The following is a 16,296-nucleotide window of genomic DNA, read 5'->3' on the forward strand; positions in this document are numbered from 1 at the left end:
AAATAAAGTTAGGACTTACGCACCCAGATTTTCTGTTTAGACCGGGTGTAAGGGTGTAAGGGTGTAGGGGGGTCAGGGTTTCAAACATTTATACCCCTACATCTCTATACCCTTCTCCAAACCATTGGTCTTTCATTTTCATGCGTAAGGCCTAAAAGTCTTTTCATCAAAAATCAAAAACCTAAAATTATCATGATCAATTGACGTGCTGATCTCTTTCACCCACGGTTTAATTAACAGTTAATCACTGGATCAATCGGGAAATTTAGCAAATAAATTATTGCAGTAGAAAATTTACGGTGCTATGTATTAGAACTTACGCACTCAAGTTATCTGTTGAGACTGGGTGTAGGGGTGTAAGGGTTTTAAACATTTACACCCCTACACCCTTGATTTTTCCAAGCCCATTAGCGATGTTAGGCGATCGCTGGTATTTTGATCAGGGACTTCCAGATAAAAAAATATCTCAAATGTAGGGTGCGTCAGTATGAATAATTTCTGAGTATAGTTAGGTTCTATGGCACTGACTCACCCTACTAAACCATGAATTTTGGATAATTTATTTTTTGTTGTTCCCTAAGCGTACCCACAGGGTATTTTGAATTGATTTCCCTTCCTACCCATTGGCGGAAGATTCAAACACACCCACAGGACAAGCAACGTTTGTCCCACCTAAACCACAATAACCATTGGGGTTTTTCGCTAAGTACTGCTGATGATAAGCTTCCGCGTAGTAGAACTCTGGTGCATCTAGGATTTCTGTCGTAATCTTTTCATATCCTGCGCTGCTGAGAGCTTGCTGATAAGCGTCGCGTGAAGCTTCTGCTAGCTGTTTTTGCGCCTCTGAATAGACGTAAATACCTGAACGATACTGAGTCCCCACGTCATTGCCTTGGCGCATTCCTTGAGTAGGGTTATGGCTTTCCCAAAAGACTTTAAGTAGCTGAGTGTAACTAATTACTTTAGGATCAAATACGACCAATACAACTTCGTTGTGACCTGTCAAGCCTGTACATACTTCGTCATAGGTGGGGTTTGGTGTAAAACCAGCCGCATAACCAACAGCAGTGGTGTAAACTCCCGACTGCTGCCAAAATTTACGCTCGGCACCCCAAAAGCAACCCAAGCCAAATAATGCTTTCTCGAAACCTTCAGGAAAAGGGGGTTTTAGTGGGTTTTTATTGACATAGTGGTTAGCCGGTACAGGCATAATTTGCGCCCTTCCAGGTAAGGCTTTTTCAGGGGTGGGCAGTGCTAATTTTTTGCCAAATCCAAATAGTGCCATTGATTTTGAGTCTGTGTTTTTACATATATCTTTAATTTACTTAATATTTTAAGCCTTCTGCCATCCCCAGTCATTTTTCTGGGGGGTCAACTTTCGGCAGTTTCTAACTCCATCGATACTGAAGCATGAACTAAGGGTAACAGAGGGCCTAGTTGCTCTTGTCCATTGACGGCTAAATCACTATGACAGAGATAAATTTTCTGTGATACACGAGATAGCAAATCAGTCAAAATTCTTTCTAGTCGGGTTTGTTCTGCTAATTTTTCATCTTCTGCTGTCCAAGGTTGTCCTAACCTGTCTTGTAAGAACAATGGCGCACCGAACAAGGTAGCTGCACCACCTTTTGCCCACAGGGGAGAACCTACATCGAGCCAAAAATGCCATTGGTGAAATCTTCGACTAGAACGGTATTGGAAAATGGTGGCGATGGTGACAGCTTTTTTCACTGAGCCAATGGGGCGTAAGGGGTAAGGATTGGCGGTAATCGTACCCCGTCTTAGCAGTTGAATAAATTCTACGATGGGTGTGTTGACTGGGGAGTCCTGAGTGATAAATTCTTTCCCTGTCTCTCCTACTCCTTTGCTTTGCCGTAACCTAGTATCGATTTCCCAATAATGCTGGGCTGTCTCTAATAGTTCTCGTAGTGCGGCTAACTGATCATAGGGTAGGTTGCTGCCATTCCACAAAAAGCGTTGAATTGCTCTATCTAATAGGGATATAGGGCTGGGAATCAGGCGCAGTTCTTGTTGCGATCGCTGCTCCTCTAACCACTGTAATATTTCACTATAGGCTGTGGTGGCTGCGTAACCAATCCGATCCCAACGTTCAAAGCTTGTCACTGGTAGTAAGTTGGGGTGGTCGGGATGGGGGACAAAGCAATAGTCAGCGATTAATCCTGCTCGTACTGGGTCGATTTTGGTGGGGAGTGGGGAGTGGGGACTGGGGATTGGTGAGTCAGCGCGGTCTTGGGGGTTTCCCCCATAAGCGACTGACGAACCCCGAAGGGGGGACTGGGGATTAGGGGGTATTGTTAGGGTTTCGGGGGGTTCTGGTTTTCTACTTAAAACAACTAACATCTCAGCTACTGCATCCCGGTCTACTAAGCGTCCCAAACCTGGATAAACTAGCGCCAGCATGGTGAGCAAAGCTCTGATGGGTGGTGAACTAATGAGGGGGCGTTGATCGTTGAGGGATTCGACGGGGATATTTTGTTTGGTGAGGATTTCTGTCAGTGTATAACGGGCGATCGCATCTAAACCAGGAGCGATGATTGCCACCTGTTCTGGTTGTACTTGCCCTGACTTGATGGCGTTAACAATTACTTCGGATGTTTGCCGTAATAGTTGGGCGCGGGATGTGGTTTGGACTGATTGCACCATCGGTGGCAAACCCGACGATAATATTATTGGTTCGCTGAGGGATTCGATCATTGGCGTTGCTAATCTTTCTGCCAATGATGCTGGTGCTAACCCCATTAAGGTTTCGATTTGACAGCGTCTAGCCAATCCTGCCATATATTCGGGATCAGCACCCAATCCTAAGCGCACTCCACCATCAGGATTGTAACTAAAAGCGGCGATCGCCCCTTGATCTAACAACAACTCAAATAATTTCCGCACTACACCCGGATATTCATCTACATCATCGGCTATCACTACCTGATATCTTTTAGCTAGGTGTTGCTGGTAATTTTCATGCTTTAACAAGTGCTGAGTGTAGAGTTCAGTAATAATGCCATAAGTCAGTAATCCTCGTTCTAAACACCAATTGCGCCAATCTAGTAATAAAGATGCCAAAAATTCTGGCTCTAAATTAACGTTATTATCCTCTAAGCCTGTTTGCAAAACCTGAGCAATGTTTTCACAAGGTGTACCACTATAAGCCGCTAGCTGCATCAAGTCCAAAATACGTCTAACCAAACGATATTCATTCACTCCCGCACGTCGTAATATTTCTTCATCTAAATGCGATCGCCAGAGTTTTGTTGCCAGTTCTTGCTCTGTTTCTGGGCGCAATCTGACGGGAAATTGTGCTTTTAGATTCAACAATTGAATCAGCAAAGGCCAAAATAAGATAATGTCATCCTGAAAAAATCCTAGTGGTGTTTTCGCCCGAATTGGGTATTTACCTTGAGTATTAGTAACAATTTTGTCACCTAAATCTCGGCGATTATCATCATTCGCCGATAAAACTAAAACTCCGGGTTTAGCTTGTTGAATATCCCAAGATAAAGATGTGCTTGCTTTTAATTTTGCTTTTTTAGTATAAAATAATTCATGAACTTGGTTGTCATGTTGCACCCAATCACAAAATTGTTTTACCAAACGAGTAGTCTTGCCACTACGGCTAGTACCAACAATCCAAATAGAATGAGAAAGCACAAATTATCTCCTGAGCAGATTTGTTAATATATTTTTTGAGTTAATTTAAAGTAAATAAATCTTACTTAATCATTAATTTACAGATAAATGCCTACAATGAGGAATTCTATTTTTAGCGAAAAAGTTTATCCTATTCTCCTGTCTGCTTATCGCTGGTATTTACGAACTCCAGAACGTTCTTTAGAAGAAGCTTACAAAGCTGCATTAAATATTAAAGCCATAGAAGATGAACACTTCAATGGTAACAAAATAGACTTTAACTCAGCCATCTACAGCAATAGTGTGATGGACTATTTCGAGTCTGATTTAGCCCAAGAATTAAAGACAGCTAGAATGCGGCTAACTGAATTTCGTTTTAGTCGTTGGTTTTCTAATGAATCTCATCAAAAAGCTGCTCGCAAAGCAGGAATAGAGTATCCAAGTTCTACCGTAATCTTAGAAAAATTAAAATTTATTGATGAAATTATCTCCAAATATATCATCACTGATTACGAAATAGCTGCTCCATCCGGAGCTTCAGACCTACAAGTTAGAACAACGAGTTTACAACCACCTGAAAATCCATCGCTCACTGATTCTTTAAGAAATAACGATATTAATAAGAATAATTTAGTCGAACGCATTTATACACCAACATCACCACCACAATTAATCAGACCAAGGACAGAACAGAATAAAAAGCCGAGAGGAAAAGCAGATACAACAGGCATTTTACCCCGCTCTATTTTGAGTACCATTGGGCGTTTACAAATTGAATTAGACCCCAATTCCGAACAGGATGTTATTAACAATTTCCGGCAAGCTCAAAAAAGAAGCATTATATCAATTAGATTTATTTTACTACTAATTATAGTACCTCTTTTAACCCATCAATTATCAAAAGCTCTCATCGTTAGCCCCATTTTTAACCATTTTAAAAAGGCTGATACAGAGCAGATATTTCTGAACTCTGAGATGGAGGAAGAAGCATTATCAACCCTGCATAGGTTTGAAGAAAGAATCAAATTTGAAAACCTGATTAGTAATGCACCTCCTTTGTCTGCTGAAGCCATAGAAACTCAGATAAAAGAAAAGGCAGAAGAAATTGCAGCAGAGTTTCGAGGTGAAAGCGCTAATGCAATTAAAAATGTGTTTGCTGACATCTTTTCTGTTGGTGCATTTATCTGGTTACTGCTCGTGAGTAAGCCTTCGATTATGGTACTCAAAGAATTTTTTGATAATGTTGTTTATGGTCTCAGTGACAGTGCCAAAGCATTTATCATTATTTTATTTACTGATGTATTCGTCGGGTTTCACTCTCCTCATGGCTGGGAAGTAATTTTAGAAGGTTTATCTCGCCACTGGGGACTACCAGCTAACAGAGATTTTATTTTCTTATTTATTGCAACTTTTCCCGTAATTTTAGATACTATCTTCAAATACTGGATTTTCCGTTACCTCAACCGCATATCGCCTTCCGCCGTTGCTACATACCGTAACATGAATGAATAAAAGGCATAAAAAAGTGCGTTGCCATGATCTCTGCCTCACTATATTTGTATAGTTTTTTACTCATCTCTTCTGTAATTTTAAATATAAATACTGTCTATATATGGGTGGGTGTTAGATGATCTGGTCTGATACCCCAACCCGCACATAAAGTGGTTTTTACATATCTTTGCCACTGACTACTGACCACTAACTACTGACAAAACTCTATCCCCTTGTGGGTAGAGTTTTTATTTTAGCTAGGAACTACTCACAGGTCTATCTCGTCATTTTTGCTGACTGTGAGTCGAGTAATAAACTGTGTCTAATAAAGTAATTATTTAGACATCAGTGCCGTTCATAGCACTTGGCGTAGTCACATACGAAGACTCATATCATGGAAATGCCGTGTTTTTACGACTGTACTAACCTTATTCAGAAGGTTTGCGGTATTTTTAGTGTCTCTTGTTTTTTAATTTTTACTTGTTACCGAAATCAGGTTATTGCGGGTTGTATCTAGTTAATGTTCCTGCTTACATCAGTTACCAGCGAAATAACGACACCAACTAATCTGGACAAAGCAGTCCTGATAAAAAATTTCCCTGACTCATCACAATCTCCGCTACCGTTAGCAGTACTCATTGCTTTTAAATCCGTAGTGCAGAATCTTTATGTAACAAGGCTTTTGAGCCTAAGTAGAACGACTTGAAAAAAGCAACCTATGTTAAGTGATGTAAAAATACTAGGCTTTCGTTCGTATTAAGGACTTTAGTCCTGGTTTGAGAACTTTAGTTCTCACTACAAACATTTAATTATTTACCCTGTTCTACTTATACCTTGGTAAAACTAGTAGGCTTTTGTTTTCCTGACTGACAGCAAAACTAGTTTATTGACAAAACCTAAGCAACCGTCACGCCAAATCATCTATTCCACTGAATTTTGGCATTTAACTACTGATATTTTATGTGAGGTGAAAAATGTTCAAAATTTTATTTGATAGCGATTTAATATTAGATGCCGTTATGAATCGTACCGAACTTGCGGATGATGTGAGAACTTTATTAGAAAATTTACATCCATCTATTCGGTTATACTTAACGGATGTTGGGTTGCAGAAAGTTTCTGCTTATACTTACTGTTTAAAAAATAGCCAGATTCCTGAGATCATAGTTGATTGGTTACAAGAGCAAATTCAAATTTGTCCTATCGATCAAGGTTTGCTACAGAAAGCACGTTATTCGCCTCTCAGAGATTTTGAATCTGCTGTAGAACTGGCTTGTGTTAACCATTACCAATTAAATGCGGTAGTTACTAATAAACCAGAAGATTTTATTGTCGCTGCTCACCCATTATGTGTATGGTCGTTTGCTGACTTGTGGTTACGCATCAACTTAGAAAGTCAATTACAAGCGACTATACATAGTTGATGTATCACGAATCTAGACTGAAAATAGTACTATCATGATTTTAAAATCTTTATCTCAAAACTAATTTAAACAAAAATTCTGTCATTTTTGATAGATGTTACTATAGGATTCATACTTGATTTTTTAAATATACGCAGAGAAACCACTGTGTTGGTAAGGCAGTCCCATCTTGTGGGTTTACCCCACGAGGAACTGCCGAAAGGGTTCCCCCGCTTGGAGCGAGTGGCTGGGAGCAATACCAGCCTAGAGATACTTGGATTGTTATGCACAAGCATAGGCTACACCAACAATAATCAAATCCGATTTTCATATAAGAATAGGTAATAATTAATGAAATTTTTCTTCGACAATTTTTGAATATCAGCGAAAATTCATAGCTAAATTAAAATTTGGCTTAAGATATGTTAACGAAATCTTATTCGCTCAAGAAGAGACAAGACTAAATTTTTTTTTGTAATTTGATAGCGCGGGTTTTCTTTGGTGCTAGGATCTAGCACTATAGGTAAGATTAAAGTGCTGTAGCTGTGAAACAAAAGCCAAAACCAAGAATCGCTTTGTTGCGGGAAAAAGCAGGACTAACTCAGTTGGAACTGTCCCGTCTTGTTGGTGTGACTGAAAGCACTATTCAAAACTGGGAAAGTGGACGGACTGGAACAGACCACATTGAAAGAATTATTAGGTTTTGTAAAGCCTTGAATTGTCAAGTAGAAGACCTAATTGAGTATAAAGATGAAACAACAGAAACGTCTGTGAATAAACCAACTTCTTTAAGCGACATTCATCATCTGTTAGGAACTGAAGAGGCTACTTTTGCTAATAATTCTGAGGCTGGGTTTTCTCAACAGCCAAAAGCACCTGAAGCCAGTTTCTAGCTTTCCAATTTAAATTATCACCTCCGACCAATTACTGGCATTATGCTTAGTAATTGGTAATTGTTTATCTGTGATTATTTATAGCAAGTCTAATTGGGAATTCTCCAAAGGAATTGATTGTTGCCATAGAGCGTCAACTGTAATAAATTGGTAGCCTTGTTGTAATAGTTGCGGAATCAGGATTTGAATGGTTGCAGCTACATCTTGTCCACCACAAGCACCATCGTGTAGAACAATTAGTGAACCGTTTTGTACTTGGTTAATAACTCGCTGTACTACTTGTGTAACGCCAGGTCTTACCCAGTCTTCTGGGACAACACTCCACATCACTGGACGATATTTCCATTCCTGTAAGAGATTTAATGTTTTGGGTGTGAACAACCCATTAGGAGGTCTAACGTCACGCACTTTTTCTGGTGAGAGGTTACAAGCATTGTAGATGGCTGCTTGGGTTTTTGCTAAACTCTGTTGAAGTTCGATGGGCGATAACATGGGGAAAGAGCGATGATCGTAACCGTGTAAGCCGATCCAATGACCACGATCGCATATTGCTTGAGCAATACTTGGTGAACGGTTAACGCAAGCACCTAACAAAAAAAAGCTAGCAGTGATGTTGTAGTAATCTAAGACTGCTAAGACTTCGGGGGTGTATTGGGGATGGGGGCCGTCGTCAAAAGTCAAAGCGATCGCTTGACAATGGCGATCGCCACTCCAAAGACAGCCAGGAAAAGCTGGTTGCAGAATCCGATGAACAATAGGGAAAATTGGAGCTAGCTGAATTTTTACCATTCCCTCACCTCAGCTATGGAGGTTAAATCTTAACAGATTTTTTCTGCTGAGATGGTGCTAAACGAGTAATTTTCGGTTTCGTCTTTCCCAATAACTCAAAAAATAACTCCTCATATTGCTCAATTGCTTGCTCAAAGGAGAAATTTTCTTCTGCGAATCGTCTACCTTGATTGCCTAACTTTGTCGCTAATGTCGAATTATTATATATATCCAATACTGCTGCTGCTAACGCTTCCGGTGATTCTGGTTCCACAATCACACCGCCACCACTTTCTTTAATCACCTTGGCTGCTGTACCCGTTGCAGGAACCGAACCAATAATTGGACGACCAGAAGCTAATGCAAGTGGGATCTTAGAAGGCATATTAAAAGCAATCACGTTGCCTTTCTGCACAACTAAGTTAACATCAGCCGTTGCTAACATTTGCGGTACATCTTCCCTTGGTTGCAACGGTAAGAGTAGAACATTATCTGCTCCACAAGAGAGACAATATTTCTGTAACCTAGATAAAGCCTTTGATTCACCAATAATGACAAAACTAATATCTGGAATATGCCGCAAATAGGTGGCTGCGGCTATTACTGTCTCTAAACCTTGCGTTAGTGCGATGTTCCCAGAATACATCACAACAAATTTGCCATCGAGTTGATGAACTGTTCTCCACGAATTGTTTTTAGCTAAGGGACGGACAAAATTAACATTCACCCAATTAGGAATACAAAGAACTTTTTTAGCACTTACTCCCTTATTGATTAAATTCTCACGAAAGCCCTCGGCTATGACGCTAATCTTAGTGGCATTTTTATAAGCAAATTTTTCTATAATTTCGCAAAAGCGAATCATTAATTTATTGGTCATCAATCCAACGCGCACAGCCGCTTCTGGTAATATGTCCTGCACATTTAACACGACGGGACACTTATAAAACAATCCCAGCAGAGTTGCTGGTAGTGAAACTAAAAGTGGCGGTACTGTTAATAAAATTAAGTCTGGTCTTTCGCCGTTAAAAGCTTGTGGCAAGCTAGTGAAGATAAAACTTAACTCTAGTAATAATCTATCTATTAATTTAGGTTTAGACTTAATTCGTAGGTAACTACGCTGGATAGTTACGCCATTCTTTTGTTCTGTAACATACCACTTACCTTTGTATCCGTCGTAAATTTCCCGTTGAGGATAATTAGGCATTCCTGTAATCACTCGCACCTGATGTCCTCTCTCTACTAAACCCTCTGCCAGTTCAGTCATCAAAGGTGCAATACCGATTGGCTCTGGATAATAATTGTAGGAGTAGATGAGAATGTGCATGATTTATTAGTAATTTTTCTAATGTTTAACGGAAATTATTTTCGATATAGTTGGAACACTTAAGTTAATTAACAATATATTATTTGTAGATTTGTAATCGGAAACTATATTTAATATTAAAACTGATATTGATATTGCCTAGTTTTTTAGGATAAAAACATAAGAACATATATATTTGGACACCTCATTGTCAGCTATCCAATTTTAAAATACACATTACATATTATTTATAATAAAAATACTGTAGGCATAAATTTATCTTATGTTTTAATTATTGCTTTTCATTACTCAACTCGTATTGTAGCTTTGTAGCTCAGTTTTTTGAGGGTTTTTACTGATGGTTTATCAAATCTTTAAATTTTTCACGAAATTTCACTTAAATCTTAAAATCTTATAAATATATATTATTGGTGGACATTTCCCTTATATAAATAGACTTTTATGTAAAAAATTTTTAGAATTTGGTAAATTTATAATACTTTTAAGCCTAAGAAATGTGAAATAAGCCAAATATTTACGCATTTATTTGTGCATTATCGAGCGAATTGATTAGGTTTACCACTCATTTATTCATCACTACCTATTGAAGCAATTCCTGAAAATGATCACTCCAATACTCGAACTGGGGAAACGTGAAACAACAATAGGGTGTGTTGTCTTACCATGCGCCGCGCCATGTTGACATTTGGCGAAACGCGTTGGTCTACGAACACACCCAAAACTTCTTGTTTTTTAATGTTGATCTAGTTTGAAAAAGGCAAGAGGCAGTAGCCGGAGGCAAGCCGTAAAGCTGGGCAAGATATATCTACGACACACTCCGCATAAGCAACGCTTCCCCCAGAGAAGGTAGAGAAGGAAAGACAGCTTTTTTCATCAGTTCGTGATGGCTACTTATGTTTGCAGTAACCTACCTGAATTTGGCTATGCTAGTCTTGCCGTAGCCAAATCGCGGATTAAATTTGTTCTGGACGATAGGTAACTGTTTACAGAATTGATTTCTTCAATACTGAGGGCTTGTTGACTATTAAGCTGCCTCAACAACTGCTTGACCAAATCTGTATCACTGAGGCGAAGAAGAGTGCTGGACTGAGTTTGTTCAACCAAAGACCAAATTTGACGTAGTGTTTTTGAGTTTACGGGGCAGACTTTCATCGCAATCACTCCCTTTACCGCTACCGCATATAAATGCTGTTAACAATCTAAAAAGAATCTTAAATTATAAAATCTAAAGAAAACCTTAAATATTACAAATATTTACTAATTAGATGTAAATCTAAATGAAAGCTTAAATATCGTTATTAAATCGGGGTCAGCTATTATATAGACCCCAAACATAAAATCTTTCGGGGGTTAACTTCTGTGTAAATAGAAGTTAACCCCTTATTAATACTCAGTTCAGAATATTTGTAATAGTGCTGTCTCAATACCCCTGATATTGCTTCACGCTATGAAACATTTAATGCTCACGAAGTCCATCGTTTGGCACGACGTTTAGTCTTGTTTGATTTATAACTAGTCAACTTTCCTTTGATGAAGAATGATATACCGCATAATTACTGAAGTTACTATCTCTGCTAATTACGTAAAGCTGATAAATAATTTGCATAAAAAAATACAATTATTTTAATTAAATAAGTAATAATACACTAGCTTAGTGGTATTCTATTTTTCTAGATATTTCTTCGCTGTCAAAACTAACTGACAGTATGTGTCCAAGTATAAATTAGGAAATTCCGTATAAATCGGAAAATAAAGTTAAGTATCTCAGCCTAAGTATTTATGGGTTGGCAAAATAGTGATAATTTTACTTTGGGCATTTACTGATGAAATTTCTTGTGTATTTATGTAGCACTCACTAACGATTCGATCTCGCTGAGTTATGTACATATACGGTACTGTTGTCTGGATGAAGGTCTACATTTTGATCTAAAAAATCTCAGTCAGGTTAGTTTATTAGGTTCTCAGTGAAATTCTTTAAAAATAGATGAGTTTAATAAGACAAATGACACCTTTGTCTTAGTAGTGAGCCAAAAGCTATGTATAAATTAAATGAAAAACTTTAAATTGTACCTTTGTAGTAAAAACTTACTAAAGCTGGCTTAAGCATAGATAAATTAGTTAACTGAATTAGAAATGACTTATATTAAGAGCGCTTTTCAAGAATTTCTTGTCACCATTGAGGGTTTTGACCAGTTACCAAGTGAGGAACTGACTCAAATCCTCGATAATCTACAGCCATTTCGCTATCGCATTGGTCAAAAAATTATTGGCAAAGAAAGAACACCCGAACGAGTAACAATTATTTATGAAGGTCAAGTGCGGCTGTTGGGATTTGATCCGCAAACGCAAGTTCCGACAACCCTCAAGTTGATGAAACCAGGGGAAATCATTGGCGAAATTGGGTTATTGCGGGATGTGGCTTGTGAAACTGCGATCGCCTCTGCCGATGAAGTGATAGGCTTAACCTTAAATGCCACAGACTACCTACGTTTGTTGGAGTCATACCCAGGTTTTGCTCACGCACGCCAAAACCAAAGTTACATCATTGAGGTTTTCGATGTTCTGAGTTCCCAGTTAGCTAACCAAGCTAACGTGATTAGTAACCTTGATGAACTGGCTGCACAAGCTCTAGAAAATGCCAAAATAGATTACCTTCCACCAGGGAGAAATTTCTTCCATCAATTAGATAGTGAAAGCATTTGGTTTGTTAGTGGCGGAACAGTCACAAATTACCCCATAGGTTCTCGCCTAGAACCTAGTGATGGAAATCGGGTAATTGAAGTCCAGGGAGAAAGTCCGGCGCGGTTAGTTGGTTTAGAGCCTTTAGATTTATTGTTTTTAGAGAACGATTATCACCAAGGTGGAGAACTTACCGTCTATGATAGTTCACCCAAAATTACAGAAGCTTTAGATATTCCCTATGCTAGCGAAGAAGAACTTTCGCAATCAAGTTCTGTTCCCAGCAATGCTAAACCAAGACAAAAATTCCCCTTTGTTCGGGGTAAAGGTGAACTAAATTCTACCTTTGCCTGTTTTCAAATGCTCACCAAGCACCTACAAATTCCCTTCCGCAAAGAAGTAGTGCGGCGCATTTTAAATGAGCAAATGAAGCGTCAAGGAACCATCTCCTTCCCCGCTTGCGCTTACCTCTCCGAGTTAATTGGACTCAAAGCCAATCTAGTTGATTTACCGGCGGCGGCTATTACCCGTGTTCCTACCCCGGCCTTAGTCCGTTATGGTGATGGTTATGCGGTTTTGTATGCGGCGGATGCCAATAATGTAGTTTTAGGTGTACCGTCCCAAGGGATAGTACGCTGCAAACCCGCACAGATACTTGAGCATTTAAATATTGTCGAAGACAGTTATCCCCCACAAATTAGGGTATTGCTGCTGTCTGCTACCAAAGAAACGCCACAAGAACGCTTTGGTTTACGTTGGTTCATACCTTACTTATCCCGCTACCGCCGAGTTCTGATTGAAGTTTTTATCGCTTCTTTCTTTGTGCAGTTAGCGGCCTTAGCCAATCCTTTGGTTATTCAGCTCATCATTGATAAAGTCATCGTCCAAAACAGTATTAGCACCCTGAATGTTTTGGGAGTTTTGCTGTTAGCCGTTGGGGTATTTGAAGCAGTTCTCACCACCTTAAGGACTTACTTATTTGTCGATACTACCAACCGTATCGATATGGGTTTGGGTTCAGAAATTATTGACCACCTATTACGGCTACCACTGCGCTACTTTGAAAAGCGTCCAGTGGGTGAACTGGCTACCCGCATCAACGAATTAGAAAATATTCGGCAGTTTCTCACTGGGACAGCGTTGACAGTAGGTTTAGATGCGGTCTTTTCCGTAGTTTATATCATTGTCATGCTGTTTTATAGCTGGCAACTTACCTTAGTTGGTTTAGGAACGATTCCCATATTTATCGTTATCACCTTAATTGCATCGCCTACGGTGAGTAGACAGTTACGTTCCAAAGCCGAACGCAACTCAGAAACCCAATCCTATTTAGTTGAGGTGATGTCTGGGATTCAAACAGTGAAGGCGCAAAATATCGAATTGCGATCGCGCTTTTCCTGGCAAGAACGGTATGCTCGATATGTAGCAGCAGGGTTTAAAAATGTCATCACATCAACCCTCGCTAACTCTACCAGTCAATTTCTCAACAAACTCAGCAGTTTACTTGTGTTGTGGGTAGGTTCTTATTTGGTACTCCAAGGTGAATTAACTTTAGGGGAATTAATCGCCTTTAGAATTATCTCTGGTTACGTCACCAGTCCTATCTTACGCTTAGCTCAACTCTGGCAAAGCTTCCAAGAAACAGCATTATCCCTAGAACGGTTGAGCGATATCGTTGATACGCCCCAAGAAGCCGAAATTGACCGCTACAATATTCCCTTACCGGAAATTCAAGGCTCTGTTAAATACGAGAATATTTCCTTTAGGTTTGCACCAAGCGGCCCTCTACAGCTATCCAACGTCAATTTAGAAATCCCCTCTGGGAAATTTATCGGTATTGTCGGACAAAGCGGCTCTGGTAAAAGTACGATGATGAAATTACTGCTGCGCTTGTACGACGTAGAGTCCGGCCGAATTTTAATTGATGGTTACGATATTGCCAAAGTAGAACTATATTCATTACGTCGCCAAGTCGGTGTAGTACCCCAAGAAACCCTGTTATTTGACGGGACAGTGCAAGAAAATATTGCTCTGACAAATCCTGATGCTAGCACTGACGAAATTATCGAAGCGGCGCGAGTAGCAGCAGCCCATGAGTTTATTATGAGCTTACCCAACGGGTATAATACCCGCGTCGGCGAGCGTGGGGCTGGACTTTCTGGGGGACAAAGACAGAGAATAGCGATCGCCCGTTCTGTCCTCCAAAGACCTAAACTATTAGTATTAGACGAAGCTACCAGCGCTCTAGACTATCCTACAGAACGACAAGTTTGCCTCAACTTAGCTAAAGCCTTTCAAGGTAGCACAGTATTCTTCATCACCCACCGCCTCAACACCGTCAGTCATGCAGACATGATTGTGGTCATGGACGCAGGGAAAGTTATAGAACAAGGAAGCCACCAAGAATTAATGGCGGCTAAAGGTCATTATTTTTACCTGTACCAACAACAGGAAGTAAATTTGTAATTGGTTATTCCCAGTCCCCAATCCCCATTCCCTTCTTCAAAACTACTATGACTCAACTCAATAGCGATCGCCGTAACGGTAATAATAGTAATGGGAAGCAAAATAAGATTATCAAAATTGATGATCAAGCTTCACCACAGGCAAGCAAAGCTTTAGTTAAATTTAATCAAAACGACTTTGAGCAATCTGTTGTACTGCGCCAATCTCCTCTTTGGTCACGCACAATTATGCTCACCCTGATAGGGTTAGCTTGTGTAGGTATTGGTTGGGCATATTTTGCCAAAATCGAACAGGTAGTACCAGCTACTGGTCAACTGAAACCAGAAGGTACAGTGAAAGAAGTACAAGCACCAGTTAATGGTGTAGTGAGAGAAGTTTTTGTTAAAAATGGAGAGACAGTTAATAAAGGTGATCTACTATTAACCTTTGATCAAGTTACCACCGTCGCCCAGTTAAATTCATTAGAAAAAGTTAGACGTGCCTTAACTCAAGAAAATCAGACATATCGCCGCTTGATGAGATCAACAGGTGGCATTGCTTCTGAACTAGAATTTGTTCGTAGTCGGTTACCACAAGAAGCAGCTTTTCTGTTGAGAAATCGTGCAGCGCTAGTTGCAGAAAATGAATTGCTACGTACTCAATTAAATAATGCTACCACGGGTATAGGTTTAGATAGTGACGAACAAAAACAGCTAAAAGTTGCCAAAACTGAATTAGAGTCTCGTGCAGCCGCCGCAGGACTGGAAGTTTCCAAAATTGAAAGACAACTAACTCAAACAACGGTAAAACTCCAAGATACTCAATCTAGCTTGGCAATCCAACAACAGATTTTAGATAAGATTAAAATCTTAGCAGAAGAAGGTGGTATTTCTCAGCTACAGTATCTCAATCAACAACAGCAGGTACAGACTACAGCAGCAGAAGTTGCCCAATTAGTTGAAGAACAGAAACGCCTGCAATTTGATATTGAAAAAAACCAGCAGCAAGTTACTAATACTGTCGCTACTACTGATAAAAATATTTTAGAGAAAATTGCTGATAACAAAAAACGCATTGCAGAAATTGATAGTCAATTCATGAGAATTGTCCTAGATAATGAACGTAATTTAGCCGATATCACAAGCAGAATTTCTCAAGCTCAACAGGAACTTAAATACCAAGAATTACGCGCGCCTGTAGCTGGTACAGTCTTTGATTTGAAAGCAAATAATACTGGATTTGTGGCAAATCCTACACAAAAATTATTGCAAATCGTCCCTAATGAAAACTTTATTGCTGAGGTTTTCATCACCAATAAAGATATTGGTTTTGTCCGCAAAGGAATGAAAGTAGATGTCAGAATTGACTCTTTTCCTTTCAGCCAGTTTGGTGATATCAAAGGTGCAATAATTGATATTGGCTCAGATGCGTTGCCACCAGACGAAATATATAAGTTTTATCGCTTCCCTGCCAGAATTAAACTAAATCAACAATACTTACAAATTCAAGATAAGCAGATTTCCTTGCAGTCGGGTATGTCAATCAGCGCTAATATCAAAGTTAGGGAAGAACGCACAGTCATGAGTCTGTTTACGGAAATGTTTACCAATCAAGTTGATAGTTTAAAACAGGTGCGTTAAATAGT

General features: G+C 39.4%; 10 protein-coding genes. 5 read left to right on the forward strand and 5 right to left on the reverse strand.

What is annotated here, in order from left to right; genetic code table 11:
* Positions 1-616: 616 nt before the first annotated feature.
* Both msrA and GSQ19_RS11165 read right to left on the reverse strand, forming a co-directional pair.
* On the reverse strand, positions 617-1,285 hold the full coding sequence (gene msrA / locus GSQ19_RS11160) for a peptide-methionine (S)-S-oxide reductase MsrA (RefSeq protein ID WP_011318025.1): 669 nt from the start codon (positions 1,283-1,285) through the stop codon (positions 617-619).
* A gap of 86 nt (positions 1,286-1,371) precedes the next feature.
* On the reverse strand, positions 1,372-3,666 hold the full coding sequence (locus GSQ19_RS11165; protein ID WP_011318026.1) for a PD-(D/E)XK nuclease family protein: 2,295 nt from the start codon (positions 3,664-3,666) through the stop codon (positions 1,372-1,374).
* A gap of 87 nt (positions 3,667-3,753) precedes the next feature.
* Here GSQ19_RS11165 and GSQ19_RS11170 point away from each other — a divergent pair, with 87 nt between their 5' ends.
* The 3 genes from GSQ19_RS11170 (at position 3,754) to GSQ19_RS11180 (ending at position 7,432) form a co-directional block, all read left to right on the forward strand.
* On the forward strand, positions 3,754-5,157 hold the full coding sequence (locus GSQ19_RS11170) for a proton extrusion protein PcxA (RefSeq protein WP_011318027.1): 1,404 nt from the start codon (positions 3,754-3,756) through the stop codon (positions 5,155-5,157).
* 953 nt (positions 5,158-6,110) lie between these two features.
* A complete protein-coding gene (locus GSQ19_RS11175) occupies positions 6,111-6,560 on the forward strand; it encodes a hypothetical protein (protein WP_011318028.1) in 450 nt (149 codons plus the stop codon).
* A 524-nt stretch (positions 6,561-7,084) separates the two neighbouring features.
* Positions 7,085-7,432 carry a helix-turn-helix transcriptional regulator gene (locus GSQ19_RS11180; RefSeq protein WP_010995839.1) on the forward strand — a complete coding sequence of 116 codons (348 nt, stop codon included), beginning with the start codon at positions 7,085-7,087 and terminating at the stop codon, positions 7,430-7,432.
* A 78-nt stretch (positions 7,433-7,510) separates the two neighbouring features.
* On the opposite strand, the gene GSQ19_RS11185 is transcribed toward GSQ19_RS11180, so the two are convergent.
* The 3 genes from GSQ19_RS11185 to GSQ19_RS11195 form a co-directional block, all read right to left on the reverse strand.
* Positions 7,511-8,212 carry a polysaccharide deacetylase family protein gene (locus GSQ19_RS11185; protein ID WP_041456645.1) on the reverse strand — a complete coding sequence of 234 codons (702 nt, stop codon included), beginning with the start codon at positions 8,210-8,212 and terminating at the stop codon, positions 7,511-7,513.
* Positions 8,213-8,243: 31 nt separating this feature from the next.
* Positions 8,244-9,527: a glycosyltransferase family 4 protein gene (locus GSQ19_RS11190; protein WP_011318030.1), complete on the reverse strand. Its 1,284-nt coding sequence runs from the start codon at positions 9,525-9,527 to the stop codon at positions 8,244-8,246.
* Positions 9,528-10,448: 921 nt separating this feature from the next.
* A complete protein-coding gene (locus tag GSQ19_RS11195) occupies positions 10,449-10,679 on the reverse strand; it encodes a hypothetical protein (protein ID WP_185479096.1) in 231 nt (76 codons plus the stop codon).
* 981 nt (positions 10,680-11,660) lie between these two features.
* Here GSQ19_RS11195 and GSQ19_RS11200 point away from each other — a divergent pair.
* Positions 11,661-14,672 (forward strand): peptidase domain-containing ABC transporter, encoded by a 3,012-nt coding sequence (locus GSQ19_RS11200; RefSeq protein WP_011318032.1) that lies wholly within the window; start codon positions 11,661-11,663, stop codon positions 14,670-14,672.
* Between the two features lie 47 nt (positions 14,673-14,719).
* A complete protein-coding gene (locus GSQ19_RS11205) occupies positions 14,720-16,291 on the forward strand; it encodes a beta-barrel domain-containing protein (RefSeq protein ID WP_011318033.1) in 1,572 nt (523 codons plus the stop codon).
* The last annotated feature ends 5 nt before the right edge of the window (positions 16,292-16,296 follow it).

Origin of the sequence: Trichormus variabilis 0441, assembly GCF_009856605.1 — a bacterium.
GTDB classification, from domain to species: Bacteria; Cyanobacteriota; Cyanobacteriia; order Cyanobacteriales; family Nostocaceae; genus Trichormus; species Trichormus variabilis.

What these genes read in the sequence shown, in the direction of transcription:
- msrA (WP_011318025.1), bottom strand. Translation starts at nt 1,285, where the DNA reads ATGGCACTATTTGGATTTGGCAAAAAATTAGCACTGCCCACCCCTGAA.
- GSQ19_RS11170 (WP_011318027.1), top strand. Translation starts at nt 3,754, where the DNA reads ATGCCTACAATGAGGAATTCTATTTTTAGCGAAAAAGTTTATCCTATT.
- GSQ19_RS11175 (WP_011318028.1), top strand. Translation starts at nt 6,111, where the DNA reads ATGTTCAAAATTTTATTTGATAGCGATTTAATATTAGATGCCGTTATG.
- GSQ19_RS11190 (WP_011318030.1), bottom strand. Translation starts at nt 9,527, where the DNA reads ATGCACATTCTCATCTACTCCTACAATTATTATCCAGAGCCAATCGGT.
- GSQ19_RS11195 (WP_185479096.1), bottom strand. Translation starts at nt 10,679, where the DNA reads ATGAAAGTCTGCCCCGTAAACTCAAAAACACTACGTCAAATTTGGTCT.
- GSQ19_RS11200 (WP_011318032.1), top strand. Translation starts at nt 11,661, where the DNA reads ATGACTTATATTAAGAGCGCTTTTCAAGAATTTCTTGTCACCATTGAG.
- GSQ19_RS11205 (WP_011318033.1), top strand. Translation starts at nt 14,720, where the DNA reads ATGACTCAACTCAATAGCGATCGCCGTAACGGTAATAATAGTAATGGG.